This window comes from Streptomyces boluensis, from assembly GCF_009908195.1.
Lineage (GTDB): Bacteria > Actinomycetota > Actinomycetes > Streptomycetales > Streptomycetaceae > Streptomyces > Streptomyces boluensis.
Genome location: NZ_JAAAHS010000154.1, coordinates 1 through 16,163, shown reverse-complemented (window position 1 = coordinate 16,163; position 16,163 = coordinate 1). Strand labels below are relative to the sequence as shown.

General features: G+C 71.8%; 15 protein-coding genes and 1 pseudogene. 5 read left to right on the top strand and 11 right to left on the bottom strand.

All coding sequences use genetic code 11. The annotated features are described in order from the left end of the window. Nucleotides 1-14 precede the first annotated feature (14 nt). Complete coding sequence (locus GUY60_RS19890) at nucleotides 15-1,262, bottom strand: amidohydrolase (protein ID WP_312866358.1); 1,248 nt, start codon at nucleotides 1,260-1,262, stop codon at nucleotides 15-17. A gap of 124 nt (nucleotides 1,263-1,386) precedes the next feature. Between GUY60_RS19890 and GUY60_RS19885 the strand changes: the two genes are divergently transcribed. Both GUY60_RS19885 and GUY60_RS19880 read left to right on the top strand, forming a co-directional pair. After that, nucleotides 1,387-2,433: an Lrp/AsnC family transcriptional regulator gene (locus tag GUY60_RS19885; protein ID WP_161699718.1), complete on the top strand. Its 1,047-nt coding sequence runs from the start codon at nucleotides 1,387-1,389 to the stop codon at nucleotides 2,431-2,433. A 66-nt stretch (nucleotides 2,434-2,499) separates the two neighbouring features. Continuing rightward, entirely contained in the window at nucleotides 2,500-3,297 is a 798-nt protein-coding gene (locus GUY60_RS19880; protein ID WP_161699716.1) for an enoyl-CoA hydratase/isomerase family protein, read from the top strand. Nucleotides 3,298-3,320: 23 nt separating this feature from the next. On the opposite strand, the gene GUY60_RS19875 is transcribed toward GUY60_RS19880, so the two are convergent. From GUY60_RS19875 to GUY60_RS39960, 3 genes and pseudogenes are all read right to left on the bottom strand, one after another. After that, complete coding sequence (locus GUY60_RS19875) at nucleotides 3,321-3,932, bottom strand: TetR/AcrR family transcriptional regulator (protein ID WP_161699714.1); 612 nt, start codon at nucleotides 3,930-3,932, stop codon at nucleotides 3,321-3,323. A gap of 64 nt (nucleotides 3,933-3,996) precedes the next feature. Beyond that, nucleotides 3,997-5,196: an amidohydrolase gene (locus tag GUY60_RS19870; protein ID WP_161699713.1), complete on the bottom strand. Its 1,200-nt coding sequence runs from the start codon at nucleotides 5,194-5,196 to the stop codon at nucleotides 3,997-3,999. 209 nt (nucleotides 5,197-5,405) lie between these two features. Continuing rightward, a pseudogene (locus GUY60_RS39960) lies at nucleotides 5,406-5,519 on the bottom strand (transposase); the annotation flags it as partial. Between the two features lie 58 nt (nucleotides 5,520-5,577). On the opposite strand from GUY60_RS39960, the gene GUY60_RS19860 reads away from it, so the two are divergent. Then, a complete protein-coding gene (locus GUY60_RS19860; protein ID WP_161699711.1) occupies nucleotides 5,578-6,792 on the top strand; it encodes an RNA-guided endonuclease InsQ/TnpB family protein in 1,215 nt (404 codons plus the stop codon). An 82-nt stretch (nucleotides 6,793-6,874) separates the two neighbouring features. On the opposite strand, the gene GUY60_RS19855 is transcribed toward GUY60_RS19860, so the two are convergent. The 7 genes from GUY60_RS19855 to GUY60_RS19825 form a co-directional block, all read right to left on the bottom strand. Further along, a complete protein-coding gene (locus tag GUY60_RS19855) occupies nucleotides 6,875-8,035 on the bottom strand; it encodes a thiolase family protein (protein ID WP_161699709.1) in 1,161 nt (386 codons plus the stop codon). A gap of 42 nt (nucleotides 8,036-8,077) precedes the next feature. After that, nucleotides 8,078-8,833, bottom strand: coding sequence for a 3-hydroxyacyl-CoA dehydrogenase (locus GUY60_RS19850; RefSeq protein WP_161699707.1), 756 nt, complete (start codon nucleotides 8,831-8,833; stop codon nucleotides 8,078-8,080). A gap of 63 nt (nucleotides 8,834-8,896) precedes the next feature. Next, on the bottom strand, nucleotides 8,897-10,054 hold the full coding sequence (locus GUY60_RS19845) for an acyl-CoA dehydrogenase family protein (protein ID WP_161699705.1): 1,158 nt from the start codon (nucleotides 10,052-10,054) through the stop codon (nucleotides 8,897-8,899). 173 nt (nucleotides 10,055-10,227) lie between these two features. Then, nucleotides 10,228-10,863 (bottom strand): enoyl-CoA hydratase, encoded by a 636-nt coding sequence (locus GUY60_RS19840; protein ID WP_161699724.1) that lies wholly within the window; start codon nucleotides 10,861-10,863, stop codon nucleotides 10,228-10,230. A 199-nt stretch (nucleotides 10,864-11,062) separates the two neighbouring features. Next, nucleotides 11,063-11,203, bottom strand: coding sequence for a hypothetical protein (locus GUY60_RS19835; RefSeq protein ID WP_161699703.1), 141 nt, complete (start codon nucleotides 11,201-11,203; stop codon nucleotides 11,063-11,065). Beyond that, nucleotides 11,200-12,891: a long-chain-fatty-acid--CoA ligase gene (locus tag GUY60_RS19830; protein WP_223178705.1), complete on the bottom strand. Its 1,692-nt coding sequence runs from the start codon at nucleotides 12,889-12,891 to the stop codon at nucleotides 11,200-11,202. The genes GUY60_RS19835 and GUY60_RS19830 overlap by 4 nt, the downstream gene beginning before the upstream one ends. Before the next feature lie 121 nt (nucleotides 12,892-13,012). Continuing rightward, entirely contained in the window at nucleotides 13,013-14,101 is a 1,089-nt protein-coding gene (locus tag GUY60_RS19825) for an MBL fold metallo-hydrolase (protein WP_223178704.1), read from the bottom strand. Between the two features lie 263 nt (nucleotides 14,102-14,364). Here GUY60_RS19825 and GUY60_RS19820 point away from each other — a divergent pair, with 263 nt between their 5' ends. Beyond that, a complete protein-coding gene (locus GUY60_RS19820; RefSeq protein WP_161699701.1) occupies nucleotides 14,365-15,129 on the top strand; it encodes a crotonase/enoyl-CoA hydratase family protein in 765 nt (254 codons plus the stop codon). Continuing rightward, on the top strand, nucleotides 15,129-16,163 hold a 1,035-nt coding region (locus GUY60_RS19815), incomplete at its 3' end, for a CaiB/BaiF CoA transferase family protein (protein ID WP_161699700.1). The genes GUY60_RS19820 and GUY60_RS19815, both read left to right, overlap by 1 nt.

Below are 16,163 nucleotides of genomic sequence, written 5' to 3'. Positions count from 1 at the left end.
CCTGGGGGCGGGGCTCAGCGGGTGGTGGCGGCCGCCGGGTCGGTGAGTCCGCTACGGCGGCGTACGGCGAGGTCCTCGCGGAGCGTGCCGTCGGCGGCCGCGTCGACGGCGGTCCAGGCCATGGCGAGGGCGCCGTCGATGACCGCGTCGTCGGCGGCGGGGGTGCCGGTGTCCTGGGCGAAGCCGCGGGTGTGCGGGGCGTGCTGGGCGCCGATGACGGCGATGGCCGGGTGGATGCTGGGCACCACCTGGGAGACGTTGCCCATGTCGGTGGAGCCGCCGGTCAGCCGGTGCTGGCTGTCCGGCACGTCCCGGCCGGTGGCCGTGAGGTTGGCCGCGAAGAGGTCGGCGAGCGCGGGGTCCTGCCACAGCTCGGCGTAGTCCGGCTCGGTGGGTGCGCTGTCCATGGTGCAGCCGCTGGCGAGGGCGCCCGCCTGGAAGCAGGCCATGACACGCTCCTTGAGGGCGGTCAGCTCGGCCAGTTCGAAGGCCCGCACCTCGCAGTCGACGACGGTGCGCTCCGGAATGATGTTGGTGGCGGTGCCGCCCTCGCGTACGAACAGTCCGATACGGCAGTTCGCGGTGATCTGCTGGCGGAGCGTGGCGACGGCGACCTGCGCGACCACCATGGCGTCGGCGGCGTTGACCCCGAGGTGCGGGGCGGCCGCGGCGTGCGAGGGGCGCCCGGTGTACGTGACCGCGAAGCGGCTGACGGCCTGGCTGCGGAAGGCCGCCGGGTGGGAGTCCTCCTGGGCGGGGTGCACCATCATCGAGACGGTCACGTCGTCGAAGACGCCCCGTTCGAGCAGCAGCACCTTGCCGCCGCCGTGCTCCTCGGCGGGTGTGCCGACGACCTTCACGCGGATGCCCAGGTCGTCCGCGACCGCCGCGAGGCCGAGGGCCGCGCCCACGGCGGAGGCCGCGATGACGTTGTGGCCGCAGGCGTGGCCGATCTCCGGCAGCGCGTCGTACTCGGCGCAGATCCCGACGACCAGGTCGCCGGAGCCCAGGGTGGCCGAGAAGGCCGTGTCGAGTCCGCCGACGCCCTTCTCGACGGCGAAGCCCGCCTCGGAGAGGTGCTCGATGACCTTGTCGGCCGAGCGGTACTCCTCGAAGGACAGCTCGGGTTCGGCGTGGATGCTGCGGCTGAGCGCGATCAGCCGCGCGCGCCGCTCCTCGATCCGCCGCCGTACGGCGTCCTTGTGAGCGGTGATCTCCGCAGTGCTCTCCGCGGTGCTCTCCACAGTGCTTTCGGTAGCCACGTCGGCCCTCGTTCCTCACTCCGCGTTCCGCCGCCCACGAAGGTGCGGGCGTTGGTGTGAGATGGTGAAGCGGATCCCAGAGTTACCGGTCGGCGCGCAGATTTCTGTCAGGAATGAGTCAGGAATGCAGGATCACGTCACGCTCGACGAGCTGGATCTGCAGCTGGTCAACGCCCTGCAGATCCAGCCGCGCGCCCCGTGGGCGCTGGTCGGCAAGGTGCTCGGCCTCGACCCGGTGACCGCGGCCCGCCGCTGGGCCCGGCTGACGCGGGCCGGGGCGGCGTGGGTGAGCTGCTATCCGCCGGAGACGGAGCGCCAGTCGACGGCGTTCATCGAGATCGTCTGCGAGCCGGGCCACAGCCTGGCGGTGGCCCGCGAGCTCGCCCAGGACCCGCAGGCCATGACCGTCGACGTGACCGCGGGCGACCGCGATGTCTTCGTCACGCTGCACACGCCGGACGAGGAGGTGCTCGCCGACTACCTCCTGGAACGCCTCGGCGGTGTGCGCCACCTGCACCGGGTGCGCAGCCATCTCCAGGTGAAGAACTACATCGAGGCCAGCCGCTGGCGGCTGCGTACCCTCGACCGCGCGCAGATCTCCCTGATGACCCCGGAGCCGGCCGAGCACACGCCGACGCTGCGGCCGCTCACCGACGAGGACTGGGCGATCGCCGTGACCCTGGCCGCCGACGGCCGGGCCTCCCTCGACGCGCTCGCGGCGGCGGCCTCGGTGAGCGTGAGCACCGCGCGCCGCCGCCTCAACCGGATGCTGGCCGACCAACAGGTGCGGATGCGCTGCGAGTTGGCCCGCCCGCTGACCGGCTGGCCGGTGTACGCCTGGTTCTTCGCGCGGGTGGCACCCGAGCACATGGACGCGGCCGGGCACGCCCTGGCCCGGCTCCCCGAGGTGCGCGCGGTCATGGGCACGGCGGGCCCGTACAACCTGATCGTGGCGGTGTGGCTGCGGTCGCTGCCCGATGTGCAGCAGTTGGAGATCCGTATTTCGCGCACCCTGCCGAGCGTCGACATCGTCGACCGCAGCGTCACCATCCGCCCGCTCAAACTGGTCGGCCGCCTCCTGGACAAACGCGGCTACGCGGCGGGGACGGTGCCACTGGACACGCGGAGGCTGTCGGGGGCGGGCAACTCCCCCTCCTCCACCCCTGATTGACTACTTAACGATTGTTCGCTAACTTCCGAGCGTCTCCCGTGCCGCGAGGAAGGGTGGGGCCCCGTCATGACCGACGAGCCCGTGCTGCTGACCGACCGCGTCGACGGCGTCCTGACGCTGACCCTGAACCGGCCACGGCGCAAGAACGCCATCACTCCCGAACTCTGGACCGCGCTCGGTCGCGCCCTGGCCGACGCGGGCGACGACCCGACGGTGCGGGCGGTCGTACTGACCGGCGCCGGGGGCGAGTTCAGTGCCGGGGCCGACCTGTCCCCCAAGGACGACGACGCTCCCCCGCCGCACCCGTTGGGCCGGATGCGGAAGCTCAACGATGTGGCGTTGCTGCTGCACGAGCTGCCGAAGCCGACCGTCGCGAAGGTCGACGGCGTCGCGGTCGGGGCTGGCTGGAACCTGGCACTCGGCTGCGATCTCGTGGTGGCCACGCCGCGCGCCCGGTTCTCGCAGATCTTCGCGCGCCGCGGCCTGTCCCTGGACTTCGGCGGGTCCTGGCAACTCCCCAGGCTGGTCGGGCTCCAGCAGGCCAAGCGCCTCGCCCTGCTCGCCGAGATGATCGACGCCGCCGAGGCGCACCGCCTCGGTCTGGTGACCTGGCTGGTCGAGCCCGACGGGCTCGACGCGTTCGTCACCGACCTCGGCAACCGGCTCGCCGCGGGGCCGCCGGTGGCTCAGGCGCAGAACAAGGCGCTGCTCAACGAGGGCACCGACCGCACCCTGCGCGACGCCCTGGCGAGCGAGGCCCGCGCCCAGGCCGTCAACTTCGCCACCGAGGACGCCCCGGCCGCCTTCGCGGCCTTCAACGCCAAGCGGGAACCTGAGTTCACGGGTCAGTGGGCGGTCCGCTGACCCGACCACGCGTCAGGTGAAACCTAGCCCCGCGTCCGTCGCGTGGTCGGGCGGTACTCGACGAGGACCAGGGCCAGTTCCACGTACCGCTCGGCCAGATCGTCAACGCTCTCCTCGCCGCCCTCGCGGTACCACTGCGCGACGGCGTTGCACATCGCGATGACGCCGCGGCGGGCGTCCGTGGGGTGCGGGGTGCGGAAGACGCCCCGGTCGACGCCGTCCTCGACGACCTCCTTGAACATCCGGGTGCCGTCGAACTGCCGGCGCCGGAACTCCTCCAACTGCTCCTCGGCCATGCTGCGCCACTCGGCGAGGGTCAGGTTGCTCTCCAGGCGGTACTCGGCGCGGTAGCGCACCGTGGCCCGCACCAGGGCGGCGAGCCGCTCGCCCGGGTCGTCGCCCGCGGACTCCAACTCCTTGTGGCAGGAGTCGAAGTAGGCCTGCCCGCTGCCGTTCACCAGCGCGTGCAGCAGCTCCTGCTTGCCGGTGTAGTAGTGGTACATCGCAGAGAGGCTCACCCCGGCCCGCCGGGCGATGTCGCGGATGGACGCGGCCGCGTACCCGCGCTCCCCGAACTCGTGCCGGGCGGCGTCCAGGATGGCCTGCCGGCCTGTTCCTCGTCCTGTGCCTCGCACCGGTGTCCTCCTCGTGCTGCCCACGTGCCCCGTCTGCGGGCATCCTAACGTGTTGAACGATCGTTCATTCGCGTACGTACGAGAGCGCCCTCGCGGCCAGGCTGCGGGTGCGCCACTCCGGGTCGGCCGCGAGGTCGAGGCCCGTCCAGGCAAGCGCGAGCGCACCGGCGAGCGCGGCCTCGTCGGCGGCCGGGGTCGCCGTCTCCGCCGCGAACTCCCGTGTGTGCGGGGTGCCTTGGGCACCCAGGATGCCGAGCGCGGGGTGGATGGCGGGCAGCGCGTGGGTGACGTTGCCCATGTCGGTGGAGGCTCCGGTGCCGCGCGGGACCGGGCCCGGCTCGGGCACTTCGCGGCCGAGGGCGCGCAGATTGCGGGCGTAGCTCGCCATCAGCTCGGTGTCGTGGCGCAGTTCGAGGTAGTCGGGCTGGATACGGCGGATGTCCAGGGTGGTGCCGGTGGCGAGGGCGGCGCCGCGGAAGCAGTTGAGCACCCGCTCGCGCAGGGCCTCCAGTTCCTCGCCGGTGGGGGTGCGCACCTCGTACTCCAGGACGGTGCGCTCCGGGATGATGTTGGTGCGCTCGCCGCCGTGCCGGACGATGCCCGCGACCCGGTAGCCGTCGCGGAGCTGCTGGCGCAACTGGCCGACGGCGACCTGCGCCACCACCGCCGCGTCCGAGGCGTTGAGTCCGCACTCGGGGGCGGCCGCCGCGTGTGCGGCGCGGCCGGTGAAGGTGATCTCGAAGCGGCCGACGGCGGTGCTGGAGCCGCGCGGGTCGACATCGTCCACGGCCGCGGGGTGCACCATCATCGCCACCGTCACGTCGTCGAAGGCGCCGCGCTCCAGCATGAGGACCTTGCCGCCGCCCTCCTCCTCGGCCGGGGTGCCGAGCAGCTTCACACGGAAGCCCAGTTCGTCCGCGGCGGCGGTGAGGGCGATGGCCGCGCCGACGCCCGCCGCGCAGATGACGTTGTGCCCGCAGGCGTGGCCGAGGTCCGGCAGCGCGTCGTACTCGGCGCACACGCCGATCGTCAGGTCGCCGCTGCCGTACGTCGCGGTGAGCGCTGTCGGCAGCTCGCAGGCGCCGCGCTCCACCGCGAACCCGGCCTCCTCCAGGAGGGTCGCCACCGCCTCGGCCGCGCGGGTCTCCTCGAAGGAGGTCTCCGGGTCGTCGTGGAGCTGGTGGCTGAGGTCGAGCAGCCGGTCCTTGTACGCGTCGATCCGGGCCGCGAGCCGGTCGCGAAGCTTTGCGTCGACGGCGTGCATGGGGTCCTCCACTCGGGGCGTTGCCTGTTGTCGCCCTCAAGATGTACCCGCTCGACTCGCGCACGGCCAACTCGCTCCGCACCGAAAGGGCAGGTCGGCAGGGGGGGGCGCCGGGTCCGTTCAGGCCGGCGACTTGTTCAGGCCGCCGCCGCCGCGACGCCGAGGGCTGCTCTGACCCTCACTGTCAGCAGGGGTCCGCACTATTGACCTCAGCCCACGGGCCGCTTCTGGTCCTCGATGTACTGGCGGGCCACGGTCAGCGGGGCGCCGCCGCAGGAACCGGCGAAGTAGGGGCGGGACCAACACCGATATCGGGATTTGGCTTCCAGCAGGGCGTAATACCTCATATGGTCGCTGAAATGGCCTTGGGGGGTGGGTCGGTTGATGCGTGCGTACAAGTTCCTCATGCGGCCCACCGTGGGGCAGACGATCGCGCTCGGCGAGATGCTCCGTGACCACTGCTCGCTCTACAACGGAGCGTTGCAGGAACGCCGCGACGCCTACCGGCATGTCTCGAAGACATCCGTGAAGTACGGGCAGCAGTCCGCGCAGCTCAAGGAGATCCGGGCGTTCGACCCCGAGCGGCAAGGGCGCTGGTCTTTCAGCTCACAGCAGGCCACCTTGCGCCGCCTTGACAAGGCGTTCGCCGGGTTCTTCCGGCGGGTCAAATCCGGTGACACACCGGGATATCCGCGCTTCCGGGGCGTGAACTGGTTCGACACGGTCGACTTTCCCAAGGACGGTGACGGCTGCCGCTGGGACTCCACCCCGCACGACCCGGTCACCCGCGTCCGATTCCAAGGCGTGGGGCACGTCAAGGTCAACCAGCACCGGCCCGTGGTCGGCAAGGTCAAGACCATCTCGGTCAAGCGCGAGGGCCGGAAGTGGTACGTCGCCCTGACCGCTGAGCAGGAGCAGCCCGAGCCGCTGCCCGAGACGGGCAGTGTGGTCGGCATCGACCTGGGCATAGCCAACTTCCTCACCGACTCGAACGGCGAGTTCGTACCCAACCCGCGCCACGGCCGGAAGGCCGCCGCGAAACTCGAAGCCGCACAGCAGGCCCTTGCCCGCTTCCCCCGGGTGCGCCGCGAGAGGCGAACAGCCAACCACCAGCGGGCCGTTGAGAAGGTCGCCGACCTGCACCGTACGGTGCGTCGCCAGCGCCTCGACCACGCGCACAAGACCGCGCTCGGCCTGGTCCGCGCACACGACTTGATCGCGCACGAGGACCTCAAGATCCGCAACATGAGCAAGGCCCCCAAGCCGAAGCCCGACCCCGAGACACCGGGCAGCTTCCTGGCCAACGGGGCCTCGGCGAAGGCCGGGCTGAACAAGTCGATCAACGATGCCGGTTGGGGGGTGTTCCTGACGATCCTGTACGCCAAGGCTGAGAGCGCCGGACGGGAAGTGATCGCCGTGGACCCCCGCAATACTTCCCGGACCTGCCCCGAATGCGGGCACGTCAGCGCGGAGAACCGGCCCACACAGGAGAAGTTCCACTGCACGGCGTGCGGCCACCAAGCACACGCGGACACGGTCGGGGCACTCAACGTTCTACGGGCCGGGCTGGTCCGTCGCAACGCCAACCCGGCATAGCGAGAAGCCCCCTCCTTCAGGAGGGGGAGGAGTCACACGTACCCCTCCTGAGGGACCGTCACGCACCGCACCTGATCAACCGTCAGAGCAGTTCCAGGACAGTGGCGTTGGCCATGCCGCCGCCCTCGCACATGGACTGGAGTCCGTAGCGGATGCCGTGGTCCGACATGTGGTGGACGAGGGTGGTCATGAGGCGGGCGCCGGAGCCGCCGAGGGGGTGGCCGAGGGCCATGGCGCCGCCGTTGGGGTTGAGCCGTTCGTAGTCGGCGCCGGTCTGCCGCTGCCAGCCGAGCGAGACCGAGGCGAAGGCCTCGTTGATCTCGTACGCGCCGATCTCGTCGATGCCGAGTCCCGCGCGCTCAAGTGCCTTACGGGTGGCGGGGATCGGGCCCTTGAGCATGGTGACCGGGTCGACGCCGGTGACCACTCCGGTGTGGAAGCGGGTGATCGGGGTCCAGCCGTTGCGGGCGGCGGTCTCGCTGGTGGTGACGAGCAGCGCCGCCGCGCCGTCGGAGATCTGCGAGGCGTTGCCCGCCGAGATGACACCGCCCTCCTTGAACGGCGTCTTCAGGCCGCCGAGCGCCTCCAGGGTGCCGCCCCTGCGGATGCCCTCGTCGGTGTCGAAGACGGTGCCGTCCGCGAGGGTCACCGGCGTGATCTGGCCCTTGAAGCGGCCCTCGTCGACGGCGCGGGCGGCGCGCGCGTGCGAGTCGAGGGCGTGCTGGTCGAGCTCCTCACGGCGCAGCCCGAACTCCTCGGCGATCATCTCGGCGCCGACGCCCTGGTTGAAGCGGACGTGGTCGTAGCGCTCCCCGACCAGCGGTCCGAACGGCTCCCCGAGCCTGCCCTCGGCGCGGGCCGAGCCCATCGGCACCCGCGACATCGACTCGACGCCACCGGCCACGGCGATGTCGTACTGCCCGGCGATGACCCCGGCGGCGGCCTGGTGCACGGCCTGCTGCGAGGACCCGCACTGGCGGTCGACGGTCAGTCCGGGCACGTGCTCGGGCCAGCCCGCCGCGAGCACCGCGTACCGGCCGACGCCTCCGGCCTGCTCGCCGGCCTGGGACACACAGCCCCAGACGACGTCGTCGACGGTCCCCGGATCGAGGCCGTTGCGCTCGGCCAGCGCCCGCAGGACGTGCGCGGACAGGTCGACGGGATGCACACCGGACAGCGCACCGCCCGGCCTGCCCTTGCCGACGGCGGTACGGACGGCGTCGACGATGACTGCGTCACGCATGCTGAACTCCCTGGATATGTACCGGTGTTGGAGCAAGGACGGCTAGCGAGGAGCCATGCGGATGGCGCCGTCCAGGCGGATGGTCTCGCCGTTGAGCATCGGGTTGGTGACGATCGCCTCCACCAACTGCGCGTACTCACCGGCCTGTCCGAGCCGGCTCGGGTGCGGGACCTGCGCGCCGAGCGAGTCGCGGGCCTCCTGCGGGAGCCGGCCCAGCATCGGGGTCTCGAAGAGTCCGGGCGCGATGGTCATGACGCGGATGTTCGTGCGCGCCAGGTCGCGGGCGATGGGCAGGGTCATGCCGACGACACCGCCCTTGGACGCGGAGTACGAGCACTGCCCGATCTGCCCGTCGAAGGCCGCCACCGAGGCGGTGTTGACGATGACGCCGCGGTCGCCGTCGACGGGCTCGTTGCCGCCCATCGCCGCGGCCGCCAGGCGGATCACGTTGAAGGTGCCGATCAGGTTGACCTCGACGACCTTGCGGAAAAGCTCCAGGTCGTACGGGCCTTCCTTGCCGACCGTGCGGCCCGCGCTGCCGATACCGGCACAGTTGACGGTGATCCGCAGCGGGGCGAGGGCGGTCGCGGCGCCGACCGCGGCGGTGATGCCGGCCTCGCTGGTGACATCGCCGGGCACGAAGGTGGCGCCGATCTCCTTGGCGACCGCTTCGCCGTCCGACGATGCGAGGTCGACGATGACGACGTGGGCGCCCTGCGCCGCGAGCCGCTGGGCGGTGGCGCGCCCGAGGCCGGATGCGCCGCCGGTGACGAGGGCCGAACTGCCGTTGATCTGCATGCTGTTGGGCTGCCTTCCGTTCAAATGGCGAGGCCTCAGAGGCCCAGATCAAGTGCCGGGGGCTCAGAGGCCCAGAGACTTGGCGATGATGGTCTTCATGACTTCGCTGGTGCCGCCGTAGATACGGGAGACCCGCGTGTCCGCGTACAGGCGGGCGATGGGGTACTCGGTCACGTACCCGTAACCCCCGTGCAGCTGGAGGCACTTGTCGATGACGCGGCCCGCGACCTCGGTGCAGAACAGCTTGGCCTTCGCGGCGTCGGCGACGGTCAGCTCGCCCTCGTCGTGCAGCTCCAGGGCACGGTCCGCCATGAGCTGGGCGGCCTCGACCTCGGTGGCGCACTCGGCGAGCACGAACTTGGTGTTCTGGAAGTGCGCCACGGGCTTCCCGAAGATCGTGCGCTCCCGCACGTAGTCGGTCGCGAAGCGCAGCGCAGCCGCGGCGGTCGCGGCACCGCCGAGCGCGATGGTCAGCCGCTCCTGCGGCAGGTTGTGGGAGAGGTACGAGAAGCCCTCACCCTCGGCGCCGAGCAGGTTCTCGACCGGCACCTTCACGTCGCTGAAGGAGAGTTCAGCAGTGTCCGAGGCCTTCAGGCCGATCTTCTGCAGCTTGCGGCCCACCGCGAAGCCCTCACTGCTCGACTCCACACAGAGGATGGACAGTCCGGCCCGGCGGTCCTCCGGGTCGTACGGCGCGGTGCGGGCGACGACGAGCACCAGGTCCGCGAGGGCGCCGCCGGTGATGAAGGTCTTGGCGCCGTTGAGGACGTAGTGCGTGCCGTCGGCCGAACGGTGCGCCCTGGTCTGGATGTTGGCCAGGTCGGAGCCGGTGCCGGGCTCCGTCATCGCGATGGCGGTCATGAGGTCGCCGGAGGCGAAGCCGGGCAGCCAGCGCCGCTTCTGCTCCTCGCTCGCGTACGCCATGAGGTACGGCAGGATCAGGTTCGCGTGCACCGAGTAGTTGCCGAAGGACACCCCGGCGCGGGTGGTCTCCTCGGCGGCGACGGCCGCGAACTTGAAGCTGGCCTCCCCCGCACCGCCGAACTCCTCCGGCACCTGGATGCCGAGCACACCCAGCTCACCGAGCTTGCGGTAGAAGTCCCGCGGCGGATGGCCCTGTTCCTCCCACTCGTGGTGGACGGGAACGACCTCTTTCGCGATGAAGTCCCGCAGCGTCACACGGAACGCCTCATGGTCCTCGTCGAACACCGTACGGCGCACGGCAACCTCTTCTCGTACCGGAGTGGGTCTGCCTCTTGGCTCGGCCTCGCAAGCTCTTAGTCGAACGATCGTTAAGGTAGCCTCCCGTGCGAGAGCTGTCCACGGTGCGGGCGCGGGCCGATGAACTGGCACTGCGATTCAGGGAAGGCATGCGGGGTCGGCGTGCCCGCGGTTTACGCCCGGTTCTGGTCGCGGCCGCGGGCGATGATCGCGGCGCGGCGGCCCGCCACGTCCGCGGGGGCGGTCGCAGAGGCGCGCCAGTCGCGGGCGGACGCGGCCTCCACCCGGTCACCGTCGCCCACGAGTTGGGCCTCGATGCGCCGGTAGGAGCCGAGCAGCGCCCGCACCGCGGCCGGGTCGTTCGCCGCGATGGTCGCGGCCAACGACCGGGCAGCCGGGAGGAGTTGCTCGTGCGGCACGACCTCGGTGACCAGGCCGGCCCGGAGCGCTTCGGTGGCCGGCAGGAAGTCGCCGGTCAGGCTCATCCGGCGGGCGAGGCCCGAGCCGACGAACAGTGGCAGCAGGACGGAGAGCCGCCAGCCGGGCAGGATGCCGACGCGGGCGTGGGTGTCGGCGAACCGGGCCCGCTCGGAGGCGATCAAGAGGTCGCAGTTCAGGGCGAGTTCGAGCCCGCCGGTCACGGCGGCCCCGTTGACCGCGCCGATCAGCGGCGTGCGCAGGGGCTCACCCCAGGGCGGCCGCGACACGGACCGGTCGACCGTCCCATCGCTCAGGTCGCCGGGCGCGGCGCTGAGGGCACGCAGGTCGAGGCCCGCGCAGAAGGCGGGGTCGGCGCCGGTCAGGACGATCGCGCCGACCGACTAGGGCCTGTCCGGCGGATCAGGCCGGATCAAGTCGACGTCCGCTTGTACGTGCTGGTGAGCGGGGCTTGGTGCGTCGAGATGCAAGGCGGAGGAGGGCGACATGGCGGAGCCATGGCAACCGACGACAACGCCGCAGGTCGGCGTGGAAAGCCCCGCGACCCCGGCAAGATCCGCCGGACAGGCTCTAGTCCTCGTCCAGCTCGCGCAGGGCCGTACGCAGCCCGTGCAGCAGCTCCGCGTCGATGGCGTTGCGCACCTCGGGGCGGTTCAGGGTGACGACAGCGGTGGCGTCATCGCCGCGCTCCACCCGTACGGAATCGGTCACTTGACGCTCCTCGGCGGTTCGGGGACGGAGGGGGTGCCGATGCGGGTGTGGGCGTCGACGCCTGCGCCTGTGCCACTGCCCGTACCGGCGTCTTCCGCTCCGTACCGCTCGCGCAGCCGGAACTTCTGGATCTTGCCGCTCGCGTTGCGCGGCAGCGCGTCCGTGAACACCACCGAGGTGGGCTTCTTGTACGAGGCGAGCCGGTCCCGGCAGTGCGCGATGATGTCGCGTTCGCTCGGCGGGGCCGCCGGATCGGCCGGTACGACCACCGCGCGCGGTGTCTGCACCCACCTCGGGTGGTCCACGCCGATCACCGCGACCTCGGCCACGCCCGGGTGGGCGTCGATGGCGGCCTCTACCTCGGCGCAGTAGATGTTCTCCCCGCCGGAGATGATCATGTCCTTCTTGCGGTCGACGACATAGAGGAAGCCCTCGCCGTCCATACGGCACAGGTCCCCGGAGTGGAACCAGCCGCCCGCGAAGGCCTCTTCGGTCTCCTCGGGCTTGTTCCAGTACCCGAGCATGGTCGTCGGCCCCCGGTACACCACCTCGCCCACCGCGCCGACCGGTACGTCGTTCATGTCCTCGTCGACGACGCGCACCTCGATGCCGGGCAGCGGCGTGCCGACAGAACCCATCTTCCGTACCGCGTCCTCGGCCCGCAGCATGGTGGTGGTCGGGCTCATCTCGGTCTGTCCGAACGCGCTGTACGCGGGCGCCTCCGGGAAGCGGTCGCGCAGCGCCTGAAGAACAGAGGGCGGGGCGACGGAGGCGCCCCAGACGAGGGTGCGCAGCGCGAGTCGCCGGTCCTCGATGCCGGGCACCGCGCACACCGCCTGCCACTGACTCGGTACGAGGAAGCAGCTGGTGATCTGCTCGCGCTCCAGCAGCTCGACGAGCGCCGCCGGGTCGAAGCGGGTCGACGCGTCGATCACGACCCGGCCGCCGTCGATGAGCCCGCGCAGCGTGTTGTTGAGCCCGCTGATGTGGAACATCGGCACCCCGACAAGGACGGCCGCGGGCTCCTGCCGCACCCCGCCGGTCGCGGCGAGCACCGCGTACGTGGCCATGACGAGGTTGAGGTGGGTGAGGACGGCACCCTTCGGGCGGCCGGTGGTGCCGGAGGTGTACATGAGGAACGCGGGGGCGTTCTCGGGTACGTCGATGCCCGGATCCTCGGCGGTGGCGGCGGCGAGCGCGGCCTCGTACGGCTCGGCGCGCGGGCCCGCCCGCACGACACCGGACCCGTCGTCCTCCCCTGCCACCAGGACGGTGCGCGGCGGGTCGTCGAGTGCGCGGACGGCTTCGGCGCAGGTGGCGGCCAGTGGGGTGTCGACGAGGAGGGCGGTGGCTCCGCTGTCCGCGAGGATGTACGCGATCTCGTCCGGGACCAGGCGGAAGTTGACCGGTACGGAGATCGCGCCGAGCCGTGCGGTGGCCAGGAACGCCTCGGCCACCTCGATCCGGTTGTGCATGACGATCGCGACCCGGTCCCCGCGCCCGACGCCACGCGCCGTGAGGGCGTTGGCGAGCCGGGAGACCCGTGCGTCGAGCTCAGGGAAGGTCAGCTCGCGGTCCCCGTGCCGTACCGCGACGCGGTCGGGGAACTTACGTGCGCACCGGGCGAGTTGGGCCCCGTAGGACATCCGGCGGGCGGCGTGCACCGCGTCGCTCGCGTGCTCCCGCATGGCTGCTCCCTCTGCGTCGGGAAGGTTCCGAGCACGTGCCGTACAGCGACGATCAATACCTGAACGATCGTTCGGCCAGCACACTTTCGCAGGAGGGCACAGCAGTGTCAACGCACACGAATCAGCCTCGTACGACCGCTTCACCGGCGCTCACGTACCAGCGGGTCGGCCCGTCGGGCTCGGGGTCGGGCTCACCGGGGTGCTCGGTGCTGATCTCGCCCCGGGTGGCGAGGAGTTGGAGGTGGGCCAGCGTCTCGCCCAGGGCGAAGCGGCGTTGCTGGGTGCCGAAGGCCTGCCAGGGGCGGGACCACTCCAGGCGGGCGGCGAGTTCCCAGCCGGTGGCTCCGGGCTCGGCGCGTACGGCGGCGAAGGTCTCCGCGAGGCGTTCGGTGTGGTGCCGTGCCATCTGCGCCAGGCGCTGGTCGAGGCGGCGGAAGCGGTACTCGTGCGCGGGCAGGACCTCCTCCACGTCGAACCGCGCCAGGCGTTCCAGGGAGAGCAGGAAGTCGGCGAGCGGATCGCCGACGGTCCTCGCGTACACGCCGACGGCGGGTGTGATCCGGGGCAGGACGTGGTCGCCGGAGAACAGCAGGCGCCGGCCCGGCTCGTGGAAGCAGGAGTGGCCGGGGCTGTGTCCGGGCGTCCACACCACGTTCAGGTCCAGGTCGGGCAGTTTGATCCGCTCGCCGTCCTGGAGCAGCACATCGGGGCGGGCGGCCCCGAACAGCAGGTCGGCGTTCATGGCGTCCACGGTGGTCACGGCCTCCGCGTCCGGCATGCCGTTGCCGGTGAGGTGGCGCAGCAGGTCGCCGCGCCACTCCTCGCGGGTGCCGGGCTCCGGTCCCAACGGGCTCGCGTCCAGGGCGTGCAGGGCGACATACGCGCCCGAGGCCTCGCGCACCCGGCCCGCGAGGCCGAGGTGGTCGGCGTGGTTGTGGGTGACGAGGACGGCCTTGACGTTCTCGACGCCGGTGCCGATCCCGGTCAGTCCGTCGCAGAGTGCCCGCCAGGGCTCCTCGGCGGGCCACCCCGCGTCGATGAGGACGGTTCCGTCGCCGGATTCCAGGGCGTACACCAGGACGTACCGCAGCGGGTTGTCCGGGATCGGGACGGGGATGGACCACAGTCCGTCGCGGACCCGCTCGACCGGGGGCAGAACACGGTCCTGCCAGGCCTGCCACTGCGTGGTGCCGGTGATCTCAAGACTCACGGTCGTCCCTTCCGTTGACACCGTTCTGGGGCCTGTGGTTGCCTGAGGACGGCACTTGCTGAACGATCGTTAAGTTAACAGATCGGCTGCGGTACCGACAGATGATCGCCGAGGGCGACCGCACCGCAGACGAAGCCGCCGGGGCGATCCGGATGGCACCCAAGTAGCGCTGCTCCAGGGCCTGCCCGTACGACCCACCGGCCGTACGACCCGCCGCTCCTCCCCCGGCCTCCGGCCGCCGACCCCCTACGGAGCCACCACTCATGTCCGACGCGGTCCGCACCGAGTTCTCCGACGGCGTCGCCGTCATCACCCTCGACCGCCCCGAGGCGCGCAACGCGGTCAACCTCAGCGTGGCCGAGGGCATCGCCGCCGCCCTCGACGAGCTCGACGCCCGTGCCGACCTCAGCGTCGGCATCCTCACCGGGGCGGGCGGCACGTTCTGCTCCGGGATGGACCTCAAGGCCTTCCTGCGGGGTGAACGCCCCAGCGTCGAGGGGCGCGGCTTCGCGGGCCTCACCGACGCCCCGCCCCGTAAGCCGCTGATCGCGGCGGTCGAGGGGTACGCGCTGGCCGGTGGGTGTGAACTCGCCCTGGCCTGCGACCTGATCGTGGCCGCCGATGACGCCTGCTTCGGCCTGCCCGAGGTCAAGCGGGGCCTGGTCGCGGCCGCCGGTGGACTCCTTCGCCTGCCGCGGCGGCTGCCGTACCCCATCGCCATGGAACTGGCCCTGACCGGTGCCTCCCTCGACGCCCCGCGCGCCCACGCATACGGCCTCGTCAACCGGCTCACCGCGCCCGGCGGCGCCCTGGACGGGGCACGGGAGCTGGCCGCCGCCATCGCGGCCAACGGTCCGCTCGCGGTCCGGGTCACCAAGGAGGTCGTCGTCGGCTCCACGGTGTGGCCCGCGAGTGAGGCGACGGAACGTCAGAAAGCCTTGGTGGAACCGGTGTTCACCTCCGAGGACGCCAAGGACGGCACGCGCGCCTTCGCCGAGAAGCGCGCCCCGCGCTGGACCGGCCGCTGATGGCCACCCGAAGCGGCAGCACCACCGGCGCGTCAGGTCCGCTCGCGGGCGTACGGATCGTCGAGCTCGGCGGCATCGGGCCCGGCCCCTTCGCGGGCATGGTGCTCGCCGGGCTCGGCGCCGAAGTGGTCCGGGTCGAGCGGCCCGGAGCGCGGGTCAGCGCCGCCGACACGGTTCTACTGCGCGGCCGGAGCTCCGTGGCCGTCGACCTGAAGCACCCCGAGGGCGCCGCCGCCGCGCTGCGCCTGGTCGACTCCGCGGACGCGCTGCTCGAAGGGTTCAGGCCCGGTGTGACCGAGCGCCTCGGCCTCGGCCCTGACGTGTGCCTGGCCCGCAACCCCCGCCTGGTGTACGGGCGGATGACCGGCTGGGGCCAGGACGGGCCGCTCGCCCAGGCGCCGGGACACGACATCAACTACATAGGTCTCACCGGGGTGTTGCACGCGATCGGCCGCGCCGACGGCGACCCCGTACCGCCGCTGAACCTCGTCGGTGACTTCGGCGGTGGCGGCATGCTCCTCGCCCTCGGTGTGGTCAGCGCGCTGCTGCACGCCCGCAGCACGGGCGCCGGCCAGGTCGTGGACGCCGCGATGACCGACGGCAGCGCGCTGCTGCTCGCCATGACGTACGGGTTCCTCGGCGCCGGGCAGTGGTCCGACGAGCGCGGCGTCAACCTCTTCAGCGGCTGCGCGCCGTTCTACACGACGTACCGGTGCGCGGACGGCGAGCATGTCGCCGTCGGCGCGATCGAGCCGCGGTTCTACGCGGACCTGGTGGCCGGTCTCGGTCTGGCCGACGACCCCGGCTGCGGCACCCAGGGCCCGCCGGACACCTGGCCGGTCGTACGGAAACGCTTCGCGGAGGTCTTCGCGGGCCGTACCCGGGACGCCTGGGCCGGGCACTTCGCCGGTACGCAGGCCTGTGTCACGCCCGTCCTCTCGCTCACCGAGGCCGCCGCCCACCCGCACAACGCGGCCCGCGGCACCTACCTCGACGGGGACGGCCCGCTGCGGCCCGCCCCCGCGCCCAGGTTC

Bases quoted from the DNA above. Each gene is read 5' to 3' on its own strand.
- GUY60_RS19820 (WP_161699701.1), top strand. From the start codon at position 14,365: ATGTCCGACGCGGTCCGCACCGAGTTCTCCGACGGCGTCGCCGTCATC.
- GUY60_RS19885 (WP_161699718.1), top strand. From the start codon at position 1,387: ATGCAGGATCACGTCACGCTCGACGAGCTGGATCTGCAGCTGGTCAAC.
- GUY60_RS19830 (WP_223178705.1), bottom strand. From the start codon at position 12,891: ATGCGGGAGCACGCGAGCGACGCGGTGCACGCCGCCCGCCGGATGTCC.
- GUY60_RS19850 (WP_161699707.1), bottom strand. From the start codon at position 8,833: ATGCAGATCAACGGCAGTTCGGCCCTCGTCACCGGCGGCGCATCCGGC.
- GUY60_RS19870 (WP_161699713.1), bottom strand. From the start codon at position 5,196: ATGCACGCCGTCGACGCAAAGCTTCGCGACCGGCTCGCGGCCCGGATC.
- GUY60_RS19880 (WP_161699716.1), top strand. From the start codon at position 2,500: ATGACCGACGAGCCCGTGCTGCTGACCGACCGCGTCGACGGCGTCCTG.
- GUY60_RS19855 (WP_161699709.1), bottom strand. From the start codon at position 8,035: ATGCGTGACGCAGTCATCGTCGACGCCGTCCGTACCGCCGTCGGCAAG.